Genomic DNA, 19,364 nt, shown 5'->3' on the forward strand with positions numbered 1-19,364 from the left:
TCTCTAGAACGAAGCAGTTCGTCGCCAGCAGCGCCGCCGCCCTCGTTCAGTGAGCGGACTTATAAACCCACCCCATCAAACAAGTCAACATACCAATTTTCAAAAATACAAAAAATCAAACAAGCTATTGTTTAAGCGTGATAATTTTGAATTTTCGGGGTTTTCACCGTCGGAACACTTATTAAAGGCGGCAGTTTTTGCACAGCTGGATCGGGTCCTTAATAGGAGAGACCGTTTTGCGCCTTGTTTTGGCCCGAGTCCTCACTAATTGCTTCGTCAACGAACAATTAACCGCAGCCCATCCGTACATATATAGGCGCGAGCACAGGCGCCGCGGATTTGACTCATGGCGTCGAAAGTTGCACACCTTCGCTGAAGTTTCTGGAGAACGCATGACTGACGGGAAGCAGCAGGCATGATGGCGGATCGCAATGTGATCCGCTCGCTTGGCACAGAACCGCCGATTTTGGCGGAGGGTCGACGTGCGCCTGACCGTCGCGAAATTTCCATGCGCTGGCTTTCCGGCACGTTCCTGACAGGTATTACCTCATCCATATTGATGGGTGTCGCGCTGTTTGCCGCACTTGATGGCCGTCAGCAGCTTGCCATTCCCGCCGAAGCCTTTGCGCGCGCCGACATGGGCAACAATGCGACAGAAGCCGCCCGCCGTGGCGTTCGCCTTCTCGCACCCAATATTGCCGCGCGTCCCTCGGATCGCTCCATCATGGAAGTCTCGACCGTCATTCATGACGGTGACAAGGAAGTGGTCCGCAAGGTACCCTTCTCGCATGTCAAAATCCCGCTCGCGTCGAATTATGCGAAACAGGACGACTATCCGGCTTTTGACCCGCTCAATATCTTCGCAAGCAATGATGACAATGGCGCAGCCATTCCGCCTGCCAGCCGTACGGGCACGATCTACGGTTCCGAAGTGGAATCCGAAGTCAGCCTTAAGACGGTCGCCTTCCCGACGCAGCATTCCAAATATGCTTTTGCAGGGTCATTGAGTTTTGACGAGGTTGAAGAAGCGGTCCGTTCGAATGGTTCGATCCTGACGGACGGAAACGAGCAGCTTGCGGCTCTCTATTATATCGACCCGCGTCGTTTCGACGATGACGAAGGTGATGTCGACATTACGGCTGGACTTGCGGCACGCGTCGTAGAGCAGAACATGTCGGTGTCGACACCACAATCGCCCTCCGCGCCAGTCAAGGAATATGCCGACGACGTCATTCCCGCGCGCCAGGCCGAGTCCATCCAGGATGCTCTGTTCGGGGCCGGTTATTCGAAAGCGCAGGCCTCCGAAATCGCCGGTCTGCTTTCACCCGAGATCCGGTCGCAGAACGTTGAGAGCGGTGATGTGCTGCGTGTGGGCGTGCTGCAAGAGGATGAAAAGAGCGATATCGTCCGTGTCAGCCTTTATCGAAAAGGCCGACACATGGTCACCATGGCTGTCGACGACAAGAAGCGCTTCATCAAGGCAAGCGAACCCCCGAAACTTTCTGCCGTTGCGACGGCTTTCGATAGTACCCCCGCCCCGGCTGCCGGGCGCGATCTGCCGAGCGTTTATGATGGCGTATATCGGGCCGCGCTTGCCTATGGCATGAACCAGAGCATGGTCTCGCAGCTCGTCAAGCTTCTTGCCAGCAGCGTCGATTTCCAGGCGCAGCTCAAGCCGACAGATACGCTGGAAGCCTTTTTCTCCGTTGAAGACACGGATGGCAAAGCAACCGACAAATCCGAGCTTCTTTATGTGAATGCCAAGTTCGGTGATAACGAGACACGTTTTTATCGTTTTCAGAACCCTGACGACAACAGCGTCGACTACTTCGATGAAAACGGGAAGAGCATCCGACAGTTTCTGTTGCGTAACCCGGTTCCGAATGGCCGCATGACCTCCGGTTTCGGCATGCGCCGTCACCCCGTTCTGAAGTTCAGCCGTATGCATACCGGCACGGATTGGGCTGCACCGCGCGGCACACCGATCATCGCAACCGGCAACGGGGTGGTGGAAAAAGCCGGCTGGGCTTCCGGTTATGGAAACCAGACCCTTTTGCGTCATGCCAATGGTTACGTGTCCTCCTACAATCATCAAAGCGCGATCGCTCGCGGGGTGACCGAAGGCGCGAAAGTCAGGCAGGGGCAGGTGATCGGCTATGTTGGCTCCACCGGCCTTTCGACCGGCGCGCACCTGCACTATGAGCTTATCGTCAACGGCACCAAGGTCGATGCGATGAAGGTTCGCCTCCCCGGCGGCAAGTCGCTCTCGGGCGACGCACTTGCTAGGTTCTCCGATGAGAGAAAGCGGATCGACAATCTTCTCAACATCGAGGACAAACCCAATCAGGTGGCTAGCCGCTAACGGCTTACTCAGTCGGACGACATCCTGAATGAGAAAGGGCTCCGTCTCCGGAGCCCTTTTCGTTTTATGCCGCGTCAGCGGTATCGGCTTCAACCTGGTCCTTCAACGGTTTGACCTTGAAGAGCAGGCGATCCGTGCCGGACGTAACCTTGACGCGAGAACCGTCAGGAATTTCTCCACCGAGGATCATCTCGGCAAGCCTGTCCTGGACAGCCTTCTGGATCACCCGCTTCAGCGGACGTGCGCCATAAGCTGGGTCATAACCCTTGTTGGCAAGCCAATTGCGGGCATCCTCGTCCAGTTGCAGGTCGATCTTGCGCTCGCCAAGCAGCGACAGAAGACGCTTGAGTTGGATATCCACGATGGCACCCATTTCATCACGCCGCAGGCGATGGAAGAGGATGATATCGTCGATGCGGTTCAGGAACTCAGGCCGGAAATGCGACCGAACGCGTTCCATTACCAACTCACGGACGGAGTCCACATCGTCATTGTCGCCCATCTGCGTCATGAACTCAGAACCAAGGTTCGAGGTCATGATGATGATGGTGTTCTTGAAATCGACAGTACGTCCCTGACCATCGGTTAGACGGCCATCGTCCAGTACCTGCAACAGAACGTTGAAAACGTCCGGATGCGCTTTTTCGATCTCGTCAAACAGAACGACCTGATAGGGTCTGCGACGAATGGCTTCCGTCAGCGCTCCGCCTTCCTCGTAACCGACATAGCCTGGAGGTGCGCCGATCAGCCGTGCAACGGAGTGCTTCTCCATATATTCCGACATATCCAGGCGAACCATCGCGGTTTCGTCGTCAAACAGGAAGCGAGCCAGAGCCTTCGTCAGCTCGGTCTTACCCACACCGGTTGGACCAAGGAAGATGAAGGAGCCGATCGGACGATTGGGGTCCTGGAGACCGGCACGCGAACGACGAACGGCCTTGGAAACGGCCTGAACGGCCTCCCCCTGCCCGACGACCGACTGTGCGAGTTCATCTTCCATGCGAAGAAGCTTTTCACGCTGACCTTCCAGCATCTTGTCGACCGGAATGCCGGTCCAGCGAGAAACGACGTGGGCGATATTATCAGCCGTCACCACTTCCTGCACCATCGAACCAGCACCGCTGGCGTCACGGGTTTCCGCAGCCGACAGTTCCTTTTCGAGACCCGGAATGATGCCGTATGTCAACTCGCCAGCGCGCTGGAACTGGCCATTGCGCTGAGCGATCGCCAAGTCGTTACGGGCTTCTTCCAGGCGCTTCTTCAGATCAGCCGCGTGACCGAGCTTCTGTTTTTCGGCCTGCCAACGGGCAGTCAAGGCGTCGGCTTTTTCTTCCGTGTCGGCGAGTTCATCCTCGAGCTTTCTCAGACGATCCGCAGACGATTGGTCAGTCTCCTGCTTCAGCGCCTCGCGCTCGATCTTCAGCTGGATAATGCGGCGATCAAGCTCATCGAGTTCTTCTGGCTTCGAATCCACCTGCATACGCAGACGCGATGCAGCCTCGTCCATAAGGTCGATAGCCTTGTCCGGAAGGAAACGATCGGTGATGTAGCGGTTCGAAAGCGTAGCTGCGGCGACAAGAGCCGAATCCGAGATGCGGACCTTGTGATGCTGCTCGTATTTTTCCTTCAGGCCGCGCAAGATCGAAATCGTGTCCTCAACCGTCGGCTCATCAACCATGACCGGCTGGAAACGACGGGCAAGAGCCGGATCTTTCTCAACATGCTTGCGATACTCATCAAGCGTAGTCGCGCCGACGCAATGCAACTCGCCGCGTGCGAGAGCAGGTTTCAGAAGGTTGGACGCATCCATTGCACCATCTGCCTTGCCGGCGCCGACAAGCGTGTGCATCTCGTCGATAAAGAGGATGATTCCACCATTTTCCGCCTGAACCTCGTTCAGGACAGCTTTCAGACGCTCCTCGAACTCACCGCGATACTTCGCACCAGCAATCAATGCGCCCATGTCAAGCGCCATCAACTTCTTGTCCTTCAGGCTTTCCGGTACGTCGCCGTTGACGATACGCAACGCGAGACCTTCCGCAATCGCCGTTTTACCGACGCCGGGTTCACCAATCAGCACGGGATTGTTCTTTGTGCGGCGCGACAGGACCTGAATGGTGCGGCGAATTTCATCGTCGCGACCGATCACCGGGTCAAGCTTGCCTTCGCGTGCTTCTTCCGTGAGGTCGCGGGCGAACTTCTTCAATGCGTCAAAGCCCTGTTCGGCATTGGCGCTGTCGGCCGTCCGTCCCTTGCGGATTTCATTGATCACCTGGTTGAGAGCCTGCGCGGTAACACCTGCCTTTTTCAAAGAGGCAGAGGTCGATGCGGAACTTTCAATCGCGAGAGCCTGCAACAGGCGCTCGACGGTAACAAAGCTGTCATTGGCTTTCTTCGCCAGGTCTTCGGCGGTAGAGAAAACCTTTGCAAGCGGCGCAGTCAACGAGAGACCACCGTTGCCGCCGGAGACTTTCGGCAATTTCGCAAGTGCAGCGTCGTTGGCAAGACGTGCTTCCTTGGCACTGCCGCCAGTCCGCTCGATCAACGAGGCCGCCATTCCCTGCTCGTCATCAAGCAGAACTTTCAAGACGTGCTCAGCGGAAAATTGCTGATGGTTTTCGGCAAGCGCAAATGTCTGCGCAGATTGCAGGAAACCACGAACACGTTCGGAATACTTCTCAATATTCATACTGTAACCTCCATATACCGGCCTGCCCGCATTCGGCACAGTTCCGTGTGCTTGGGTTGAGGCTCCCTTCAAGGCAAGCCCCGCTACGAGCGATGCGTTTCATGTGATTTCGCACCCTCGCCTCGTCTGCGAACCAAGCGCAACAATCATGAGACGCCGGTTCTTTCGAGAGAGATATGGGAGGCAATTTCTCTGGTTTAAAGGGGATAAAACATGCGCTGCGGAATTTTTCGGAAGACCCAAAACCGTCGGTAAAGCCCGCCCCCAAAGAATGGGCCGATATGGATCATCCATCCAAGCCACAAAAACAAAAAACTCCGGCAAGCCGGAGTTTTTCGATCGTATCGATCTTTCGAAGACGTGCTTACTCCGCAGCGCTTTCCAACGTTGCCGGAGCAGCTTCTTCGCCAGCCGGCGCTTCTGCTCCTTCAGCATTTTCATCTGCAGCCGCACGACGCGGACGACGCTGGCGTGGAGCAGCCGAACGACGGCTCTTCGTCGCGCGCTCTGCAGCCGGAGCTGCAGTTGCTTCAGCCTGCTGCTGCTCTTCCTCGACGGCAACCTCAAGAGGCGTACCCTCAATGACCGGCTGCGGTGCGGAGCTGGCGTCATAAACAGGCGCCGCTGCCTCTGCGGAAACCACCTGACGTTCCTGACGCTCGCGGCGATCTGGCCGTTCGCGACGGTTCGGGCGCTGCTCGTTGCGTTCGGTCCGCTCCTGGCGCTCCGGCTGCTCTTGGCGCTGAGCGCGTTCGGGCTGCTCGGATTGCTGTGGAGGCACGATTACAACGACGTCGTCGCCATCGTTCACATCCTCGTCGTCCGTATCGGCAGGGTTGTAGTCGGCTCGGTCATCGCGCTGGAAGCGTTCCTGCATCTGCGCCTGTGCGGCGGCAATGATGCGGTTATAGTGCTCAGCGTGCTGCAAATAGTTTTCAGCGATAACGCGATCACCGGAACTCTGTGCGTCGCGTGCAAGAGCCGCATATTTTTCCGCTATGTGCTGGGCGGTACCACGGATTTTAACATCAGGGCCGGAACTGTCATAAGTCCTGGTGAGCGGGTTACCGCCTTTGCGGTTGAAGTTGTTGTTACCGCCACCATTGTTATTATTGTTGTTGTTATTTCCACGCCCCCGGCCGCGCTTGTTTTGCTGTCCTGGCCTCATCAATTGCTCACCTGAATTCTGTTTTGCTGACAATCTGGTTGTTTTCATGCAATTCCAAACACCAAATGCTTGCGCACTTTTCTTGAAATTGCTCCATCACGCGCCTTGCCGGACATAGCTCCGGTCGAAAACCTCGCGTATGACGCCCGGCCGCGCAAATGCTGCACCGAGCCGCCTGCGAACAAAGTTTACTGATTCACATGCCGGAAACGCCCAGCCTTTCAGGGCTCTTAGAAGAACCCGCTTCGGGACTGACCAATACCCTGACGAATCTTTGTTCGTCCTCAGCCACCCGGCATGTGGCCGCAAACTAGCCCGCTTCATGCGGAAATCCAAGTCTTTTCTTTTGCTCTGCAAAATATCCTTGCAAAAAATCCGCAGACATATCGCGATTGACTATCTCCGGAAGGTCAAAACTCTGTCGTTACCGCCATAATCCTTGACGGCCTCGAGAAGAGTGAAGCCGTGCGATGTGAATATAGCGGAAACATCAAGCCTTTGATCGAACCCGATCTCTACACCGACAACACCGTTTTCCACAAGAAAACGACCTGCGTCGGCAGCAATAAGGCGATACGGTGCAAGGCCGTCCTGACCTCCGTCAAGCGCCGCCAAGGGATCGTGATAACGAACCTCCCGGTCAAGCTTTGTGACGACATCACTACGTATATAGGGTGGATTCGACACAATTATGTCGAAGCCACCAGAAATATTTTCAAACCAGTCGCTTCTTACCGCTTCAAAACGATCAGCAACACCAAGCCGCACCGCATTTTTGCTGGCCGTAGCGAGAGCATCAGCGGATATATCACTGCCAATGCCGCTGGCTGCGGGACATTCCTTCAAAAGCGTAAGGCAAATTGCGCCTGTGCCCGTTCCAAGATCGATGAGACGGGTATTGCCTTTTCGAGACGTCATGCGCCGCAAATGCTCAAGGAGCGTATCGACGAGAATTTCCGTGTCGGGCCTTGGCTCCAAAGTTTCTCTGGAAAGCAGAAAATCAAGTCCGTAAAACTCGCGATGACCAAGAATACGATGCACAGGCTCACCTGATGCACGGCGCTCGATCATTGCTGCAATCCGCTCGGCCTCATCCGCACCGACCAGACGTCCTGCCTTCAGAACGAAATCGGTCAAAGAAAATCCGATCGCTTCGCCGATCAGCATGCGTGCATCGAGCAGTGCATCGTTGACACCCGCATCTTCGAGCCGCCGCTTTGCCGCGGCGACTGCGTTTTCAACCGTGCAAGCGGAAACGCCGCTCACTGCTGCTCGCCAAGCTGAGCAAGCTGGCCGGCCTGATAGTCAGCAATCAAGGCGTCAACCACCTCGTCAATTTCTCCCTCTATCATTCGATCAAGCTTATAGAGTGTGAGATTGATGCGGTGATCCGTAACGCGACCTTGAGGGAAATTGTAAGTGCGGATGCGTTCCGATCGATCTCCGGAACCAACTTGGCTTTTACGATCGGCAGAACGCTCGCTGTCGGCTTTTTGACGCTCTATGTCGTAAAGTCGCGAACGCAATACCTGCATCGCCTTGGCACGGTTCTGGTGTTGGGACTTTTCCGAACTGGTTACGATAAGTCCGGTTGGAATATGGGTAATGCGAACTGCGGAGTCAGTCGTATTGACGTGCTGACCGCCCGCACCTGACGCTCGCATGGTGTCGATGCGAATATCTTCTGGGCGAATTTCGATGTCGATATCTTCAGCCTCAGGCAGAACCGCAACAGTTGCCGCAGACGTGTGAATACGCCCGCTTGCTTCGGTTTCAGGCACGCGCTGAACACGGTGTACGCCAGATTCGAACTTCAGCTTGGAAAACACGCCGCGCCCACTGATGGTCGCAATGATTTCCTTGTAACCGCCAGCTTCACCCTCACTGGCGGAAAGCACTTCAACCTTCCAACCCTTCGATGCGGCAAAGCGCTCATACATGCGAAACAGGTCACCGGCGAAGAGAGCAGCCTCTGAACCACCCGTTCCAGCGCGGATTTCGAGAATCGCGCTTTTTTCATCCGCTGCATCCTTGGGGAGCAGCAGAATCTGCATTTCTTTCTCGATTTCTTCGATCCGGGCTTCAACGTCCGGAAGCTCCATTTCGGCGAGATCGCGCATTTCACGGTCAGTCGTCTTGTCGGCAAGCAAAGCTTCAAGATCGGCTGCTTCCGCAACCGCTTTTTCGTAGTCGCGGATCTTTTTGACAACGGGCTGAAGCTCGGAATATTCCGACGCCAGCTTCACATAAACATCTGCCGCCGGGCCAGCCGACATACGCGCTTCGATTTCATCGAAACGCCTTTCCAATTCGCGCATTTTTTCGACGGGAAGCTTCGCCACCAGTCACTCCGATATGGTTTGTATCTTTATCAAATAGGGATGGAATGGGTCGCTGCAAAACGCAGCAGCACATCACGCATGCCTTCCAGCGACTTGTGATCGTCCAGAGCCGCATTCATCTCCTCGGCGAGATGCCCCGCGTCGAGACCCAGCAGCATGGCCTTCACAGGACCGATTGCGGTTGGCGACATGGATACCGAACGGAAACCAAGGCCGATCAAAGCCATTGCCGACAGCGGTTTTCCTGCCATTTCGCCACACAACGTCACCGACGTGTTGTGGCGCTCTCCTGCCCTGACGATATCCCGCAGAATGCGCAGGAACGGCTTGCCGAGAATGTCGAACCTGTCGGACACCCGGGCATTGCCGCGGTCCACCGCCATCGAGAACTGGAACAGATCGTTCGAGCCGACGGAGACGAAATCCACTTCCTGCATCAGTTCATCGAGCTGCCACATCAGTGACGGCACTTCGAGCATGGCGCCGAACTGCAGCTTCTTGGGGAGAGCATGGCTAAACTTCGACAGGTGCTGGACCTCTTTCTGGAAGAGATCACGCGCCGCGCGAATTTCAGAAACCTCTGTCACCATCGGCAACATCATGCGCAGCTCGGCACCCGCCGCAGCACGCAAAAGTGCGCGCATCTGCGTGCGCATCAGCCCTGGCCGATCCAGTGAGAGGCGGATCGCCCGCCAACCGAGCGCCGGATTTTCCTCTTCCTGGCCGCGCATGTATGAGACCACCTTGTCGCCGCCGATATCCAGCGTGCGGAAGGTGACCGGCCTGCCCTTGGCCTGACGCAACACGGAACGGTAGAAGGCTTCCTGCTCTTCCCCCTTCGGCATGTTCGACGCAATCATGAACTGCAGTTCTGTTCGGAACAGACCTATCCCGTCCGCACCGGATTCCTCAAGCTGCGGCAGGTCCACCAAAAGACCGGCATTCATCTTGAGATTGACCTTCTGGCCGTCCTTTGTGACAGGTTCAACATTGCGAAGCGCGCGGAATTGCTCCTGCCGGCGGGCACGCAAACGGACCTTTTCTTCATAGGCGCGCTGCAGATCCGCCATCGGGCGCAGATGCACCTGACCGTCCTCACCATCAATAATGATCGGGTCATTATTTTCAGCAAGCGCCACGACGCCTGCGGCCTGACCAATAATAGGAATACCCATGGCTCGGGCGACGATAACGACGTGGCTGGTCACAGCACCGTCTTCGAGCACGAGGCCGCGCAATTTCTCGCGCGGATAGTCGAGCAGTTCGGCAGCCCCCATTGCACGCGCCAGAACGATGGCATCCAGCGGAAAGTCCTGTTCTGAACTGCGACCACCATAGCCAATCAACTGGCGAAGCAGGCGATTGGCGAGGTCATCGAAATCGTGCATGCGTTCGCGAAGATAGGGATCTGTCAGGCGCATCATGCGCGCCTTGGTGTCACTCTGAACCTTCTCGACCGCAGCTTCCGCCGTCAGGCCGTTGCGGATCGCCTCTTCCATGCGCCGTACCCAGCCCTGGTCATGGGCAAACATGCGATAGGTTTCGAGAACTTCGCGATGTTCGCCCTCTGTGGGCACATCACGCCGCTGCAACATGTCGTCAATCGAGATCCGCAACGAACCAATAGCATCGGCCAGGCGGCGAATCTCAGTATCAGCATCTTCATTGAGGAGATTGGTAACGACGATTCTTGGGTCATGCAGAACAACATGACCAAGACCGATGCCTTCGCCATAAGCATCGCCATCGATGGAGACGGCACGCGTCAAATCCAGCTCCACGCCGGGGCGGGTGATCTTCTTCAATTCACCGCTCGCCACTATTTCCGCAATAAGCATCGCGGTTGTCTCAAGCGCTTCAACTTCATCCTCCCGGTACGTTCGGCTGGCCTTGTTCTGGACCACAAGAACGCCAAGAGTGCGACCGGATCGCAAAATCGGCACGCCGAGGAAGGAATGATAAATTTCCTCTCCGGTTTCAGGCAGATAGCGGAAGGCTGGGTGTGCCTGGGCATCGGAAAGATTAAGGGGTTGGGCTGAAGCTGCGATAGTGCCAACAAGACCCTGCCCCATTTTGAGCTGGGCGAGATGGACGGCATCCTTGTTCAATCCCTCGGTGGCGTAAAGTTCGAGAACGCCATCGGAGCGAAGCACGTAGACCGAGCAAACCTCCGCCACCATATTGCTGGCAATCTGACGGACGATCTGGTCCAGACGCTCCTGCGGCTCAAGGTGCTCCGCCATCATTTCGCGCAGCCGCTTGAGCAGGACACGTGGACCTGCGGACAGGTCTCTCATCGCGTTTGCTCCCCGACTGTTTCGAACCGGCTTTCACACATCCGGGAATCGAAACGTCTTTTTAAAATTTATAGCGCGAGAAGCGCGCCCCGCAAGGGACGCGTTTTCATGATACGCCACATCGGAAGAACGCGGCTCCGAAAAACGGAGCATCGGGTACCGACGTCTTATATCAGTTCTTATCGAGACCGTAGGCAGAATGCAAAGTGCGAACCGCCAGTTCGGCATAGGCACCATCGATCAAAATCGAAATCTTGATTTCGGAGGTGGTGATAGCCTTGATGTTGATGTTCTTCTCGGCAAGTGCCTTGAAGGCGCTTGCTGCAACACCAGCGTGGCTACGCATGCCGATACCGATAACGGAGACCTTCGCAAGTCCAGTCTCGTTCTGGGCAACATCAAAACCGATGGTGGTCTTGTTGTCTTCAAGAACCTTGAGCGCCTTGGCAACGTCGCCCGACGGGACCGTAAAGGTCATGTCAGTGCGCGAACCATCTTCAGAAATGTTCTGAACGATCATGTCGACGTTGATGTGCGCCTCGGCAAGCGGTCCGAAAATCGCGGCGGAAACACCCGGGCGGTCTGCCACGCGGCGCAGCGAAATCTGTGCTTCATCCTTGGCATAGGCAATGCCGGTTACGACTTCCTGTTCCACGATTTCATCCTCGTCACAAATCAAAGTACCGGGCGGGTTGATGAGGTCGCCCATGCCCGGTGCATCGGGATCCTCGAAACTGGAGCGCACAAAGGTACGAACCTTGTGTACCATCGCAAGCTCGACCGAACGCACCTGAAGAACCTTCGCACCGAGAGATGCCATTTCGAGCATTTCTTCGAAGGCAACTTTCTTCAGGCGACGCGCCTTCGGCACGATGCGGGGATCTGTGGTGTAGACACCATCCACATCCGTATAGATATCGCAGCGATCAGCCTTAACAGCGGCAGCGATGGCAACGGCCGACGTATCCGAACCGCCACGACCGAGCGTTGCGATCCGGTTGTCCGGGCCAAGCCCCTGAAAACCGGCAACGACAGCAACCTGACCCTCACCCATGCGGCGAACGATATCGGTTCCGTCAATTTCGAGAATGCGGGCAGCGCCATGGGCATTGTCCGTGCGGATCGGGATCTGCCAGCCCTGCCAGGAACGGGCGTTGATGCCAAGCGACTGCAACGCAACTGCCAGAAGGCCGGACGTCACCTGTTCGCCGGACGCCACGATGGCATCATATTCGCGCGCGTCATAAAAAGACGCCGCGCTGGCACCAGCAACCTTGGGTGTATTCTGCACCCAGTCCACCAGCTCGTTCGTTTTGCCGGACATGGCGGAAACGACAACGGCCACTTCATGGCCAGCATCCACTTCGCGTTTCACATGCCGCGCGACATTGTGAATGCGTTCAAGGTTCGCGACGGACGTGCCGCCGAATTTCATGACAATGCGAGCCATAGCTTGACCAGTACCATCCCGTTTTCCCGCCGGCCCTTTTGTCGGGCGGGCGGACAAGAACAAACCCAATCGGTTCTTTCTGACAAAGAGCCTCAAGTTGCGGGTCTCTTACCGAAAAGGAGGGGGGCACGCAATGCCGTTTATGAACCATGCGGTACGCCTTTTCCGGCGCGACGGCAGCGTCGTAGAATGCAAATATGGCCTTCAGTCACGAACCAGACTGAAAGAGCGTACCGCACTGCACTGTACAAATGCGCCCATTCGCAGTATGAGCGCGGCAATCAAACCGGCCACGTGGCCGAAATGGCCGGTATCGGCTGCTTTATGACCTATGGGTTTCGAGCGGGTGCAGGCAGTATTATATCCGAAAGACGGTAGATGACAGACACCCAGGGTATCGCCCCGGCGATTGCACAGGCGTTGGAAAAACGCGGTTATAAAGATTTGACGCCGGTACAGAAGGCGATGCTTGCGCCTGAGCTGGACGGACAGGACGCGCTGGTTTCCGCCCAGACGGGCTCTGGCAAGACAGTTGCTTTCGGCATTGCCATTGCGCCGACGCTGCTCCAGCAGAACGGCCGTTTCGGTTCGGCAGGCGCGCCGCTCGGCATCGCTATCGCCCCGACACGCGAACTTGCCATGCAGGTGAAGCGCGAGCTGGAATGGCTTTACGAATTCACCGGTGTTTCCATCGCTTCCTGCGTTGGCGGCATGGACATTCGCTCGGAGCGTCGGGCGCTGGAACGCGGTGCGCACATCATCGTCGGAACTCCTGGACGTCTTTGCGACCATATCAAGCGCGGTGCGCTTGACTTGTCGTCTATCCGCGCCGTCGTACTCGATGAAGCAGACGAGATGCTGGACCTCGGTTTCCGTGAGGATCTGGAGTTCATCCTGGAAGAATCGCCGGCGGACCGCCGCACGTTGATGTTCTCGGCAACCGTTTCGCGCAGCATCGCCAAGCTTGCCGAAAGCTACCAGAAGAATGCGGTACGCATCGCCACTGCCTCTGAGCAGAAGCAGCATAACGACATCGAGTATCGCGCCCTGCTGGTGACGCCCGCCGACCGCGAGAATGCCATCATCAATGCGCTGCGGTTTTACGAAGCACGCAACACCATCGTGTTCTGTTCCACGCGCGCCAACGTGAACCACCTGACGGCACGGCTTAACAATCGCGGCTTCTCTGTCGTGGCACTTTCGGGTGAGCTCAGCCAGAACGAGCGTACCCACGCGCTGCAAGCCATGCGTGACGGCCGCGCTCGCGTCTGCGTGGCAACGGACGTTGCAGCCCGCGGCATCGACCTTCCTGGCCTGGAACTCGTGATCCATGCCGATCTGCCAACCAATTCCGAAACGCTGCTGCACCGTTCAGGCCGCACGGGACGCGCCGGCCAGAAGGGCGTCAGCGCGATCATCGTGCCCGTCAGCCAGCGCCGCAAGGCGGAACGCCTGCTGGAAGGCGCGAAGGTAAGCCCAACCTGGGTTCGCCCGCCATCCGTTGAAGAGATCATCGAACGTGACGGCACGCGTCTTCTGGCAGATCCCTCGCTCAACGAGGCTGTGGCCGACGATGAACGCGATTTCGTCAACCGGCTTCTTGAGCAGCATGGTGCTGAAAAGGTCGCTGCTGCCTTCGTGCGCCTCTACCACGCCGGACGCTCAGCACCGGAAGACATCACGGAAGTGTCGCTGGACAACAGCCGCAAACCGCGCCGAGACAGCTTTGAGCACGTCGAAAACAACGCGCCGCGTCGTGAGCGTTCCGATTTCTCGGACAGCGCCTGGTTCTCGCTCTCTGTCGGTCGCAAGCAAAGCGCAGAGCCGCGTTGGCTGATCCCCATGCTCTGCCGCTTCGGCAAGATCACCCGTCAGGACATCGGCGCGATCCGCATGCAGCAGTCAGAAACCTATGTGGAACTGGCAGCCGACGCCGTGGACCGGTTTACCTCCGCCATCGGCAAGGACATGACGCTCGAAAAGGGCATTCGTCTGAAGGCGCTGGAAGGCAAACCGGAAATGACCGGTGGACATCGTGAAGACACGCGCCCAGCCAAGGCGCAGCGCAAATTCGAAAGACCCGACTTCAAAAAGAATGAGTCCTCGGGCGACGATCGCAAAGGCGACGACAAGCCCTGGAAGAAGAAAAAGCCTTTCGGCGACAAGCCGAAATTTGAGGGCAAGAAAGACAAGCCTTTCGAAAAGCGCCCACCAAAGCACAAGAAAAGCTGATAAAAAAAGCCCCGCTTTCGCGGGGCTTTTTGTTTGCCGATCGGCGATCCTGAGGAAGACCGCCAATCATAAAAATGCAACCATCAGAACGTCAGGGCGCGGTCGCCGTTTTCGTCCTTGATGCGGTTCGGCAAGCCGATCTTGTTCAGGATGTTGAGGAATGGCTGGGGTGGCAGCTCTTCAACGTTTGCCATCTGCTTCACATCCCACTCGCCGGTGGCAATAAGCATGGCAGCAGCAACCGGTGGAACACCGGCCGTATAGGAGATGCCCTGAGAACCGACTTCCTCGTAGGCTTCCTTGTGGTCCGCTACGTTATAGATGAAGACTTCGCGCTCCTTGCCATCCTTGATACCCTTGACGATATCGCCGATGCAGGTCTTGCCGACGTAGTCCGGCGCCAGCGAGGACGGGTCGGGCAGGACAGCCTTGACCACCTTGAGCGGCACGACTTCCAGACCTTCCGCTGTCTTGACCGGCTTTTCGGACAACAGACCGAGGTTCTTCAAAACGGTGAAGACGTTGATGTAGTGATCTCCAAAGCCCATCCAGAAGCGAACGTCTGCGCCGTCCATGTTCCTGGACAGCGAATGCACCTCATCGTGACCAGTCATGTAGGCCTTTTGTTTGCCAACGACCGGCAAATCGAATTCCTGACCGACTTCGAACATCTGGTTCGTCTGCCACTGGCCATTCTGCCAGGAATAGACGACGCCGGTGAATTCACGGAAGTTGATTTCCGGGTCGAAGTTGGTCGAGAACCAGCGGCCATGGCTGCCGGCATTGATATCAACGATATCAACAGACGTGACCTTGTCGAAGTACTCATCCTTGGCAAGACGGGCGTAAGCGTTGACAACACCCGGGTCGAAACCAACGCCGAGGATCGCGGTGATGCCCTTTTCCTTGCATTCCGCTGCGCGCTTCCATTCGTAGTTACCGTACCATGGCGGCGTTTCGCAGATCTTGGTCGGATCTTCGTGGATAGCGGTATCCATGTAAGCAACACCCGTATCCATGCAGGCACGAAGAACGGACATGTTGACGAAAGCTGAACCGACATTGATGACGATCTGAACGCCGGTTTTCTTTATCAAGGCTTTCGTCGCCTCGATATCCATCGCGTCAAGCGCATGAGCCTCAAGTTTTACATCAGTCTTGAGGCTCTTCTTTTCGCGTACGGACTCGACAATCTTGCGGCACTTTTCAAGTGTGCGTGACGCAATATGAATGTCTCCCAATACATCGCTGTTCTGGGCGCACTTATGCGCCACGACCTGTGCTACGCCACCGGCGCCGATGATGAGAACGTTCTTCTTCATTTCAGGTGATGCCCCCTTTATCCCCGCAGGGATGAGCTTGGTTGGATTTGGGTTTTACAAGAACCTCTTTCAGAGAGGCTGTTGTTACGACAGACTTTGCTCGTAATCGGCAAAGTCGAATTCACGAACGGCGCGTACGGTGCCGTCCAGTTCCTTGATGGCGATTGCCGGCATCTTGACGCCGTTGAACCAGTTCTTTTTGACCATCGTGTAACCGGCAGCGTCCTGGAACGAAATCCGGTCGCCAACCGCCAGTGCCTTGTCGAATTTAAACTCGCCAAAAATGTCACCTGCGAGGCAGGACTTGCCACACACCATATAGGGATGGCTGCCATTGTTCGGCGAGACCTTGGCGCTTTCGCGATAGATCAGGAGATCGAGCATGTGCGCTTCGATAGAGCTGTCGACAATGGCAAGGTTCTTGCCGTTGAACAGTGTATCGAGAACGGTAACCTCGAGCGTCGTGCTTTTGGTGATCGATGCTTCGCCCGGCTCCAGATAGACCTGAACGCCATATTTTTCGGAGAAGGCTTTGAGGCGATCACAGAACTGGTCGAGCGGATAGTTCTCGCCAGTGAAATGAATGCCGCCGCCCAGGCTGACCCATTCCGCACGCGACAGAAGCGAACCGAACCTCTCCTCGATCTGCGCCAACATGCGATCGAACAACGAAAAGTCGCTGTTTTCGCAATTGTTGTGGATCATGAAACCGGAGATGCGGTCCATGACCTTTTCGACCTTGGCAACGTCCCATTCACCGAGACGGCTGAATGGACGAGCCGGATCGGCAAGGTCGAAGCTCGACGAACTGACCTGCGGATTGAGCCGCAGACCACGGGTAATACCAGACGCCTTGTCGGCGAAACGCTCAAGCTGACCAATCGAATTGAAGATGATCTTGTCGGCGTTGGCAATGACTTCATCGATTTCGTAATCGGCATAGGCAACGGAATATGCGTGGGTCTCTCCCGCGAACTTTTCCTTGCCCAGACGAACTTCGTAAAGTGAAGACGACGTGGTGCCGTCCATATATTGCGACATGAAGTCGAACACGGACCATGTGGCGAAGCATTTCAACGCCAGAAGCGCCTTGGCGCCGGATTTCTCCCGCACATAGGCAATCTTCTCCATGTTGTGGAGGAGTTTTGTCTTGTCGATCAGGTAATAAGGCGTCTGGAGCATCTCGGTATCACAGATTGATTGGTGTCAAGGCACGTTTCGATTGATGGGCCTTATATGATGCTTGTTACAGGAAAACAAATGTCCGGCCCTTAAATCCTCGAAAAACCGAGTCTTGCGACAGATCCTTCAAGAAACCACGCGACGGCATGGAACAAACGACACAACCGCGCGTTCAGTCGATCAACGGTTAGAGTAATGCTCAACCTGAACGCGGGCTCGGTCGAAGAGATTTTACCTGAGGAAACATGACAACCGTTTTGCAGACTGCCTCCGTCATTGACGAATGCCCAGCACCGGGCGTCTTATGATTTCCCACCTCCCACCGTTCCCGACACGCAACCTCACACCATAAGGAGCCTTCCCATGGCAAGCGCACGCGACGTAAACGACAAGATCCAGCAATCCCTCGAAAATGGCGACGCCGCCGATGTGGCAGCACAGCTTGCGCAGCTTCGCGAGGACCTTGCCAATCTTGCCAAGAGCGTGAAAGCGCTTGGCGTTGGCGCCTCGCATGAATTGAAAGCGCAAGCGGCCCGTGTGGCGGACGATGCGCTTACGGCCTCTGGCGAGATGGCCGACAATGTTCGCAACGAGATTTCGTCGCTGAATGACAGCCTGACCGACCAGGTTCAGAAAAACCCACTTCAATCGCTCGGCCTTGCCGTTGCGGCTGGCTTTGTCCTTGCTTTGCTGACACGTCGATAAGGCTTCGCCATGCTTGAAGCATTGCTGGCCTATATGGGCGATAGTCAACGTGAAGGCCGCATGGTGACGCGACGGCTTCGCGCCACCATAATTCTCTGGATATTGACGGGAATATTCTTCCTGATCGCCCTTGTTGCCGGGGTGGTTGCGGGTTCGATCTATCTTTCACATTATCTTGGCGCCGGCCCAGCCTCACTCGTCGTTGCTGGAACTGCCTTCTTGTTGGGCGTGATCATGCTGGTCGCGTTGGCGATTGTTAAGCGGCCCAGAGCATATCCCGTGGCAAGACCTGTTGCGCCGCCATTGACCGCCACAGTCGCGGCAGCACCGCTCGCAGTGCAGTCACTGTTGACACTTGCCATCCAGGCAAGGCCATACGCGACACTCGCGGTTGCTATGGCGGCGGGCTTCCTGGCAACCAGGGCCAACACCAAAAAAACCAAATAAGCAAACTGACAGTTCCGACAAAAAATGACTGCGCATTCCCGCTAATGGATGCGCAGTTTTTTTTGTGTTACGCGCAACGGATAGTTTTGGTGGCTGGCGCCTTGCGCCGGACCGCCCTTATTTGGACAAAGTAAATAAGAGTGTTGGCGCGTCTGTTTTTCTGAAAGGTCATTGATGAAGAAGAAAGTTCTTGTCGTCGGCGGTGCAGGTTATATCGGCTCTCACACATGCCTGCTTTTGTCGGAACGCGGTTATGAACCAATCGTTTTCGACAACCTCACCAACGGCCATGAAGAGTTTGTCCGCTGGGGACCGCTTGAACAGGGAGATATCCGCGATCGAGCACGCCTAAATGAAGTTTTTGTTAAACACCAACCGGTCGCCGTTCTGCATTTCGCAGCGCTGATCGAAGTCGGTGAATCGGTTAAGCAGCCTGTCGCCTTTTATGACAACAACGTCATCGGCTCGCTCAACCTTCTGTCCGCCGCCATCGATGCTGGCGTGGAAGCTTTTGTTTTCTCCTCCACCTGCGCAACCTACGGTCTCCCGGAGCAGGTTCCGATCGACGAGACCCACCGCCAGGCACCCATCAATCCCTATGGCCGCACCAAATGGGTCGTCGAGCAGGCCCTGAAGGATTACAGCACCTATAAAGGGCTGCGATCGGTGATGCTGCGCTACTTCAATGCCGCAGGTGCGGATTTTGAAGGGCGCATCGGCGAATGGCACACGCCGGAAACCCACGCCATTCCGCTGGCAATCGAGGCCGCACTCGGACGGCGTCAGGGGTTCAAGGTGTTCGGCACCGACTACGATACACGCGACGGCACCTGCGTTCGGGACTATATACATATCCTCGATCTCGCGGATGCTCATGTGCGGGCCGTCGACTATCTGCTGGATGGCGGCGAAACAGTCGAGCTCAATCTCGGCACCGGCACGGGAACGACAGTGAAGGAACTACTGGCGACAATCTCTGAAGTGTCGGGGCGTCCCTTCCCCGTCGAATATGCCGAGCGTCGCGATGGCGATTCGACAACGCTCGTGGCGAACAACGACAAAGCGAAGGAAGTCCTGGGATGGGAGCCGCGCTACACGTTGACGGATATAATCAAGTCCGCCTGGGCATGGCACTCTTCGCGTAACGCCCCGATCTGAAAAACTCCAT

Annotated in this window: 13 protein-coding genes; 5 read left to right on the forward strand and 8 right to left on the reverse strand. The window is 56.3% G+C overall.

What is annotated here, in order from left to right; translation table 11 throughout:
* Positions 1–415: 415 nt before the first annotated feature.
* Positions 416–2,362 (forward strand): M23 family metallopeptidase, encoded by a 1,947-nt coding sequence (locus tag ACIQT8_RS22770; protein WP_400970150.1) that lies wholly within the window; start codon positions 416–418, stop codon positions 2,360–2,362.
* Between the two features lie 64 nt (positions 2,363–2,426).
* Here the strand turns inward: ACIQT8_RS22770 and clpB are convergent, their stop codons facing one another.
* From clpB to ACIQT8_RS22800, 6 genes are all read right to left on the reverse strand, one after another.
* Positions 2,427–5,051: an ATP-dependent chaperone ClpB gene (gene clpB / locus ACIQT8_RS22775; protein ID WP_138793679.1), complete on the reverse strand. Its 2,625-nt coding sequence runs from the start codon at positions 5,049–5,051 to the stop codon at positions 2,427–2,429.
* A 364-nt stretch (positions 5,052–5,415) separates the two neighbouring features.
* Complete coding sequence (locus ACIQT8_RS22780) at positions 5,416–6,219, reverse strand: DUF4167 domain-containing protein (RefSeq protein WP_400970154.1); 804 nt, start codon at positions 6,217–6,219, stop codon at positions 5,416–5,418.
* 396 nt (positions 6,220–6,615) lie between these two features.
* Positions 6,616–7,485, reverse strand: a complete 870-nt coding sequence (gene prmC, locus ACIQT8_RS22785; protein ID WP_400970157.1) for a peptide chain release factor N(5)-glutamine methyltransferase — start codon at positions 7,483–7,485, stop codon at positions 6,616–6,618.
* A complete protein-coding gene (gene prfA / locus ACIQT8_RS22790; protein WP_138793676.1) occupies positions 7,482–8,561 on the reverse strand; it encodes a peptide chain release factor 1 in 1,080 nt (359 codons plus the stop codon). Before prfA ends, prmC begins: the two co-directional genes overlap by 4 nt.
* A 29-nt stretch (positions 8,562–8,590) precedes the next feature.
* The gene (ptsP, locus tag ACIQT8_RS22795) at positions 8,591–10,858 is read right to left on the reverse strand and encodes a phosphoenolpyruvate--protein phosphotransferase (RefSeq protein WP_138793675.1); all 2,268 of its coding nucleotides are present in this window, start codon (positions 10,856–10,858) and stop codon (positions 8,591–8,593) included.
* A 172-nt stretch (positions 10,859–11,030) separates the two neighbouring features.
* Positions 11,031–12,308 carry an aspartate kinase gene (locus tag ACIQT8_RS22800; RefSeq protein ID WP_138793674.1) on the reverse strand — a complete coding sequence of 426 codons (1,278 nt, stop codon included), beginning with the start codon at positions 12,306–12,308 and terminating at the stop codon, positions 11,031–11,033.
* A 378-nt stretch (positions 12,309–12,686) separates the two neighbouring features.
* On the opposite strand from ACIQT8_RS22800, the gene ACIQT8_RS22805 reads away from it, so the two are divergent.
* On the forward strand, positions 12,687–14,540 hold the full coding sequence (locus tag ACIQT8_RS22805) for a DEAD/DEAH box helicase (RefSeq protein ID WP_138793673.1): 1,854 nt from the start codon (positions 12,687–12,689) through the stop codon (positions 14,538–14,540).
* 83 nt (positions 14,541–14,623) lie between these two features.
* On the opposite strand, the gene ACIQT8_RS22810 is transcribed toward ACIQT8_RS22805, so the two are convergent.
* The gene (locus ACIQT8_RS22810) at positions 14,624–15,862 is read right to left on the reverse strand and encodes a saccharopine dehydrogenase family protein (RefSeq protein WP_138793672.1); all 1,239 of its coding nucleotides are present in this window, start codon (positions 15,860–15,862) and stop codon (positions 14,624–14,626) included.
* 84 nt (positions 15,863–15,946) lie between these two features.
* Entirely contained in the window at positions 15,947–17,044 is a 1,098-nt protein-coding gene (gene nspC, locus ACIQT8_RS22815; RefSeq protein ID WP_138793671.1) for a carboxynorspermidine decarboxylase, read from the reverse strand.
* 363 nt (positions 17,045–17,407) lie between these two features.
* Between nspC and ACIQT8_RS22820 the strand changes: the two genes are divergently transcribed.
* The 3 genes from ACIQT8_RS22820 (at position 17,408) to galE (ending at position 19,354) form a co-directional block, all read left to right on the forward strand.
* Positions 17,408–17,749: a YqjD family protein gene (locus ACIQT8_RS22820; RefSeq protein ID WP_138793670.1), complete on the forward strand. Its 342-nt coding sequence runs from the start codon at positions 17,408–17,410 to the stop codon at positions 17,747–17,749.
* Positions 17,750–17,758: 9 nt separating this feature from the next.
* Positions 17,759–18,196 (forward strand): hypothetical protein, encoded by a 438-nt coding sequence (locus tag ACIQT8_RS22825; RefSeq protein ID WP_138793669.1) that lies wholly within the window; start codon positions 17,759–17,761, stop codon positions 18,194–18,196.
* Positions 18,197–18,370: 174 nt separating this feature from the next.
* A complete protein-coding gene (gene galE, locus ACIQT8_RS22830) occupies positions 18,371–19,354 on the forward strand; it encodes a UDP-glucose 4-epimerase GalE (RefSeq protein WP_400970165.1) in 984 nt (327 codons plus the stop codon).
* Positions 19,355–19,364 lie beyond the last annotated feature (10 nt).

The organism is Agrobacterium sp. NPDC090273, from assembly GCF_044772305.1.
In the GTDB taxonomy this organism is placed as follows: Bacteria; Pseudomonadota; Alphaproteobacteria; order Rhizobiales; family Rhizobiaceae; genus Agrobacterium.

What these genes read in the sequence shown, in the direction of transcription:
- ACIQT8_RS22780 (WP_400970154.1), bottom strand. Translation starts at nt 6,219, where the DNA reads ATGAGGCCAGGACAGCAAAACAAGCGCGGCCGGGGGCGTGGAAATAAC.
- nspC (WP_138793671.1), bottom strand. Translation starts at nt 17,044, where the DNA reads ATGCTCCAGACGCCTTATTACCTGATCGACAAGACAAAACTCCTCCAC.
- ACIQT8_RS22820 (WP_138793670.1), top strand. Translation starts at nt 17,408, where the DNA reads ATGGCAAGCGCACGCGACGTAAACGACAAGATCCAGCAATCCCTCGAA.
- galE (WP_400970165.1), top strand. Translation starts at nt 18,371, where the DNA reads ATGAAGAAGAAAGTTCTTGTCGTCGGCGGTGCAGGTTATATCGGCTCT.
- ACIQT8_RS22825 (WP_138793669.1), top strand. Translation starts at nt 17,759, where the DNA reads ATGCTTGAAGCATTGCTGGCCTATATGGGCGATAGTCAACGTGAAGGC.
- ACIQT8_RS22770 (WP_400970150.1), top strand. Translation starts at nt 416, where the DNA reads ATGATGGCGGATCGCAATGTGATCCGCTCGCTTGGCACAGAACCGCCG.
- ACIQT8_RS22810 (WP_138793672.1), bottom strand. Translation starts at nt 15,862, where the DNA reads ATGAAGAAGAACGTTCTCATCATCGGCGCCGGTGGCGTAGCACAGGTC.
- ptsP (WP_138793675.1), bottom strand. Translation starts at nt 10,858, where the DNA reads ATGAGAGACCTGTCCGCAGGTCCACGTGTCCTGCTCAAGCGGCTGCGC.
- ACIQT8_RS22805 (WP_138793673.1), top strand. Translation starts at nt 12,687, where the DNA reads ATGACAGACACCCAGGGTATCGCCCCGGCGATTGCACAGGCGTTGGAA.
- ACIQT8_RS22800 (WP_138793674.1), bottom strand. Translation starts at nt 12,308, where the DNA reads ATGGCTCGCATTGTCATGAAATTCGGCGGCACGTCCGTCGCGAACCTT.
- clpB (WP_138793679.1), bottom strand. Translation starts at nt 5,051, where the DNA reads ATGAATATTGAGAAGTATTCCGAACGTGTTCGTGGTTTCCTGCAATCT.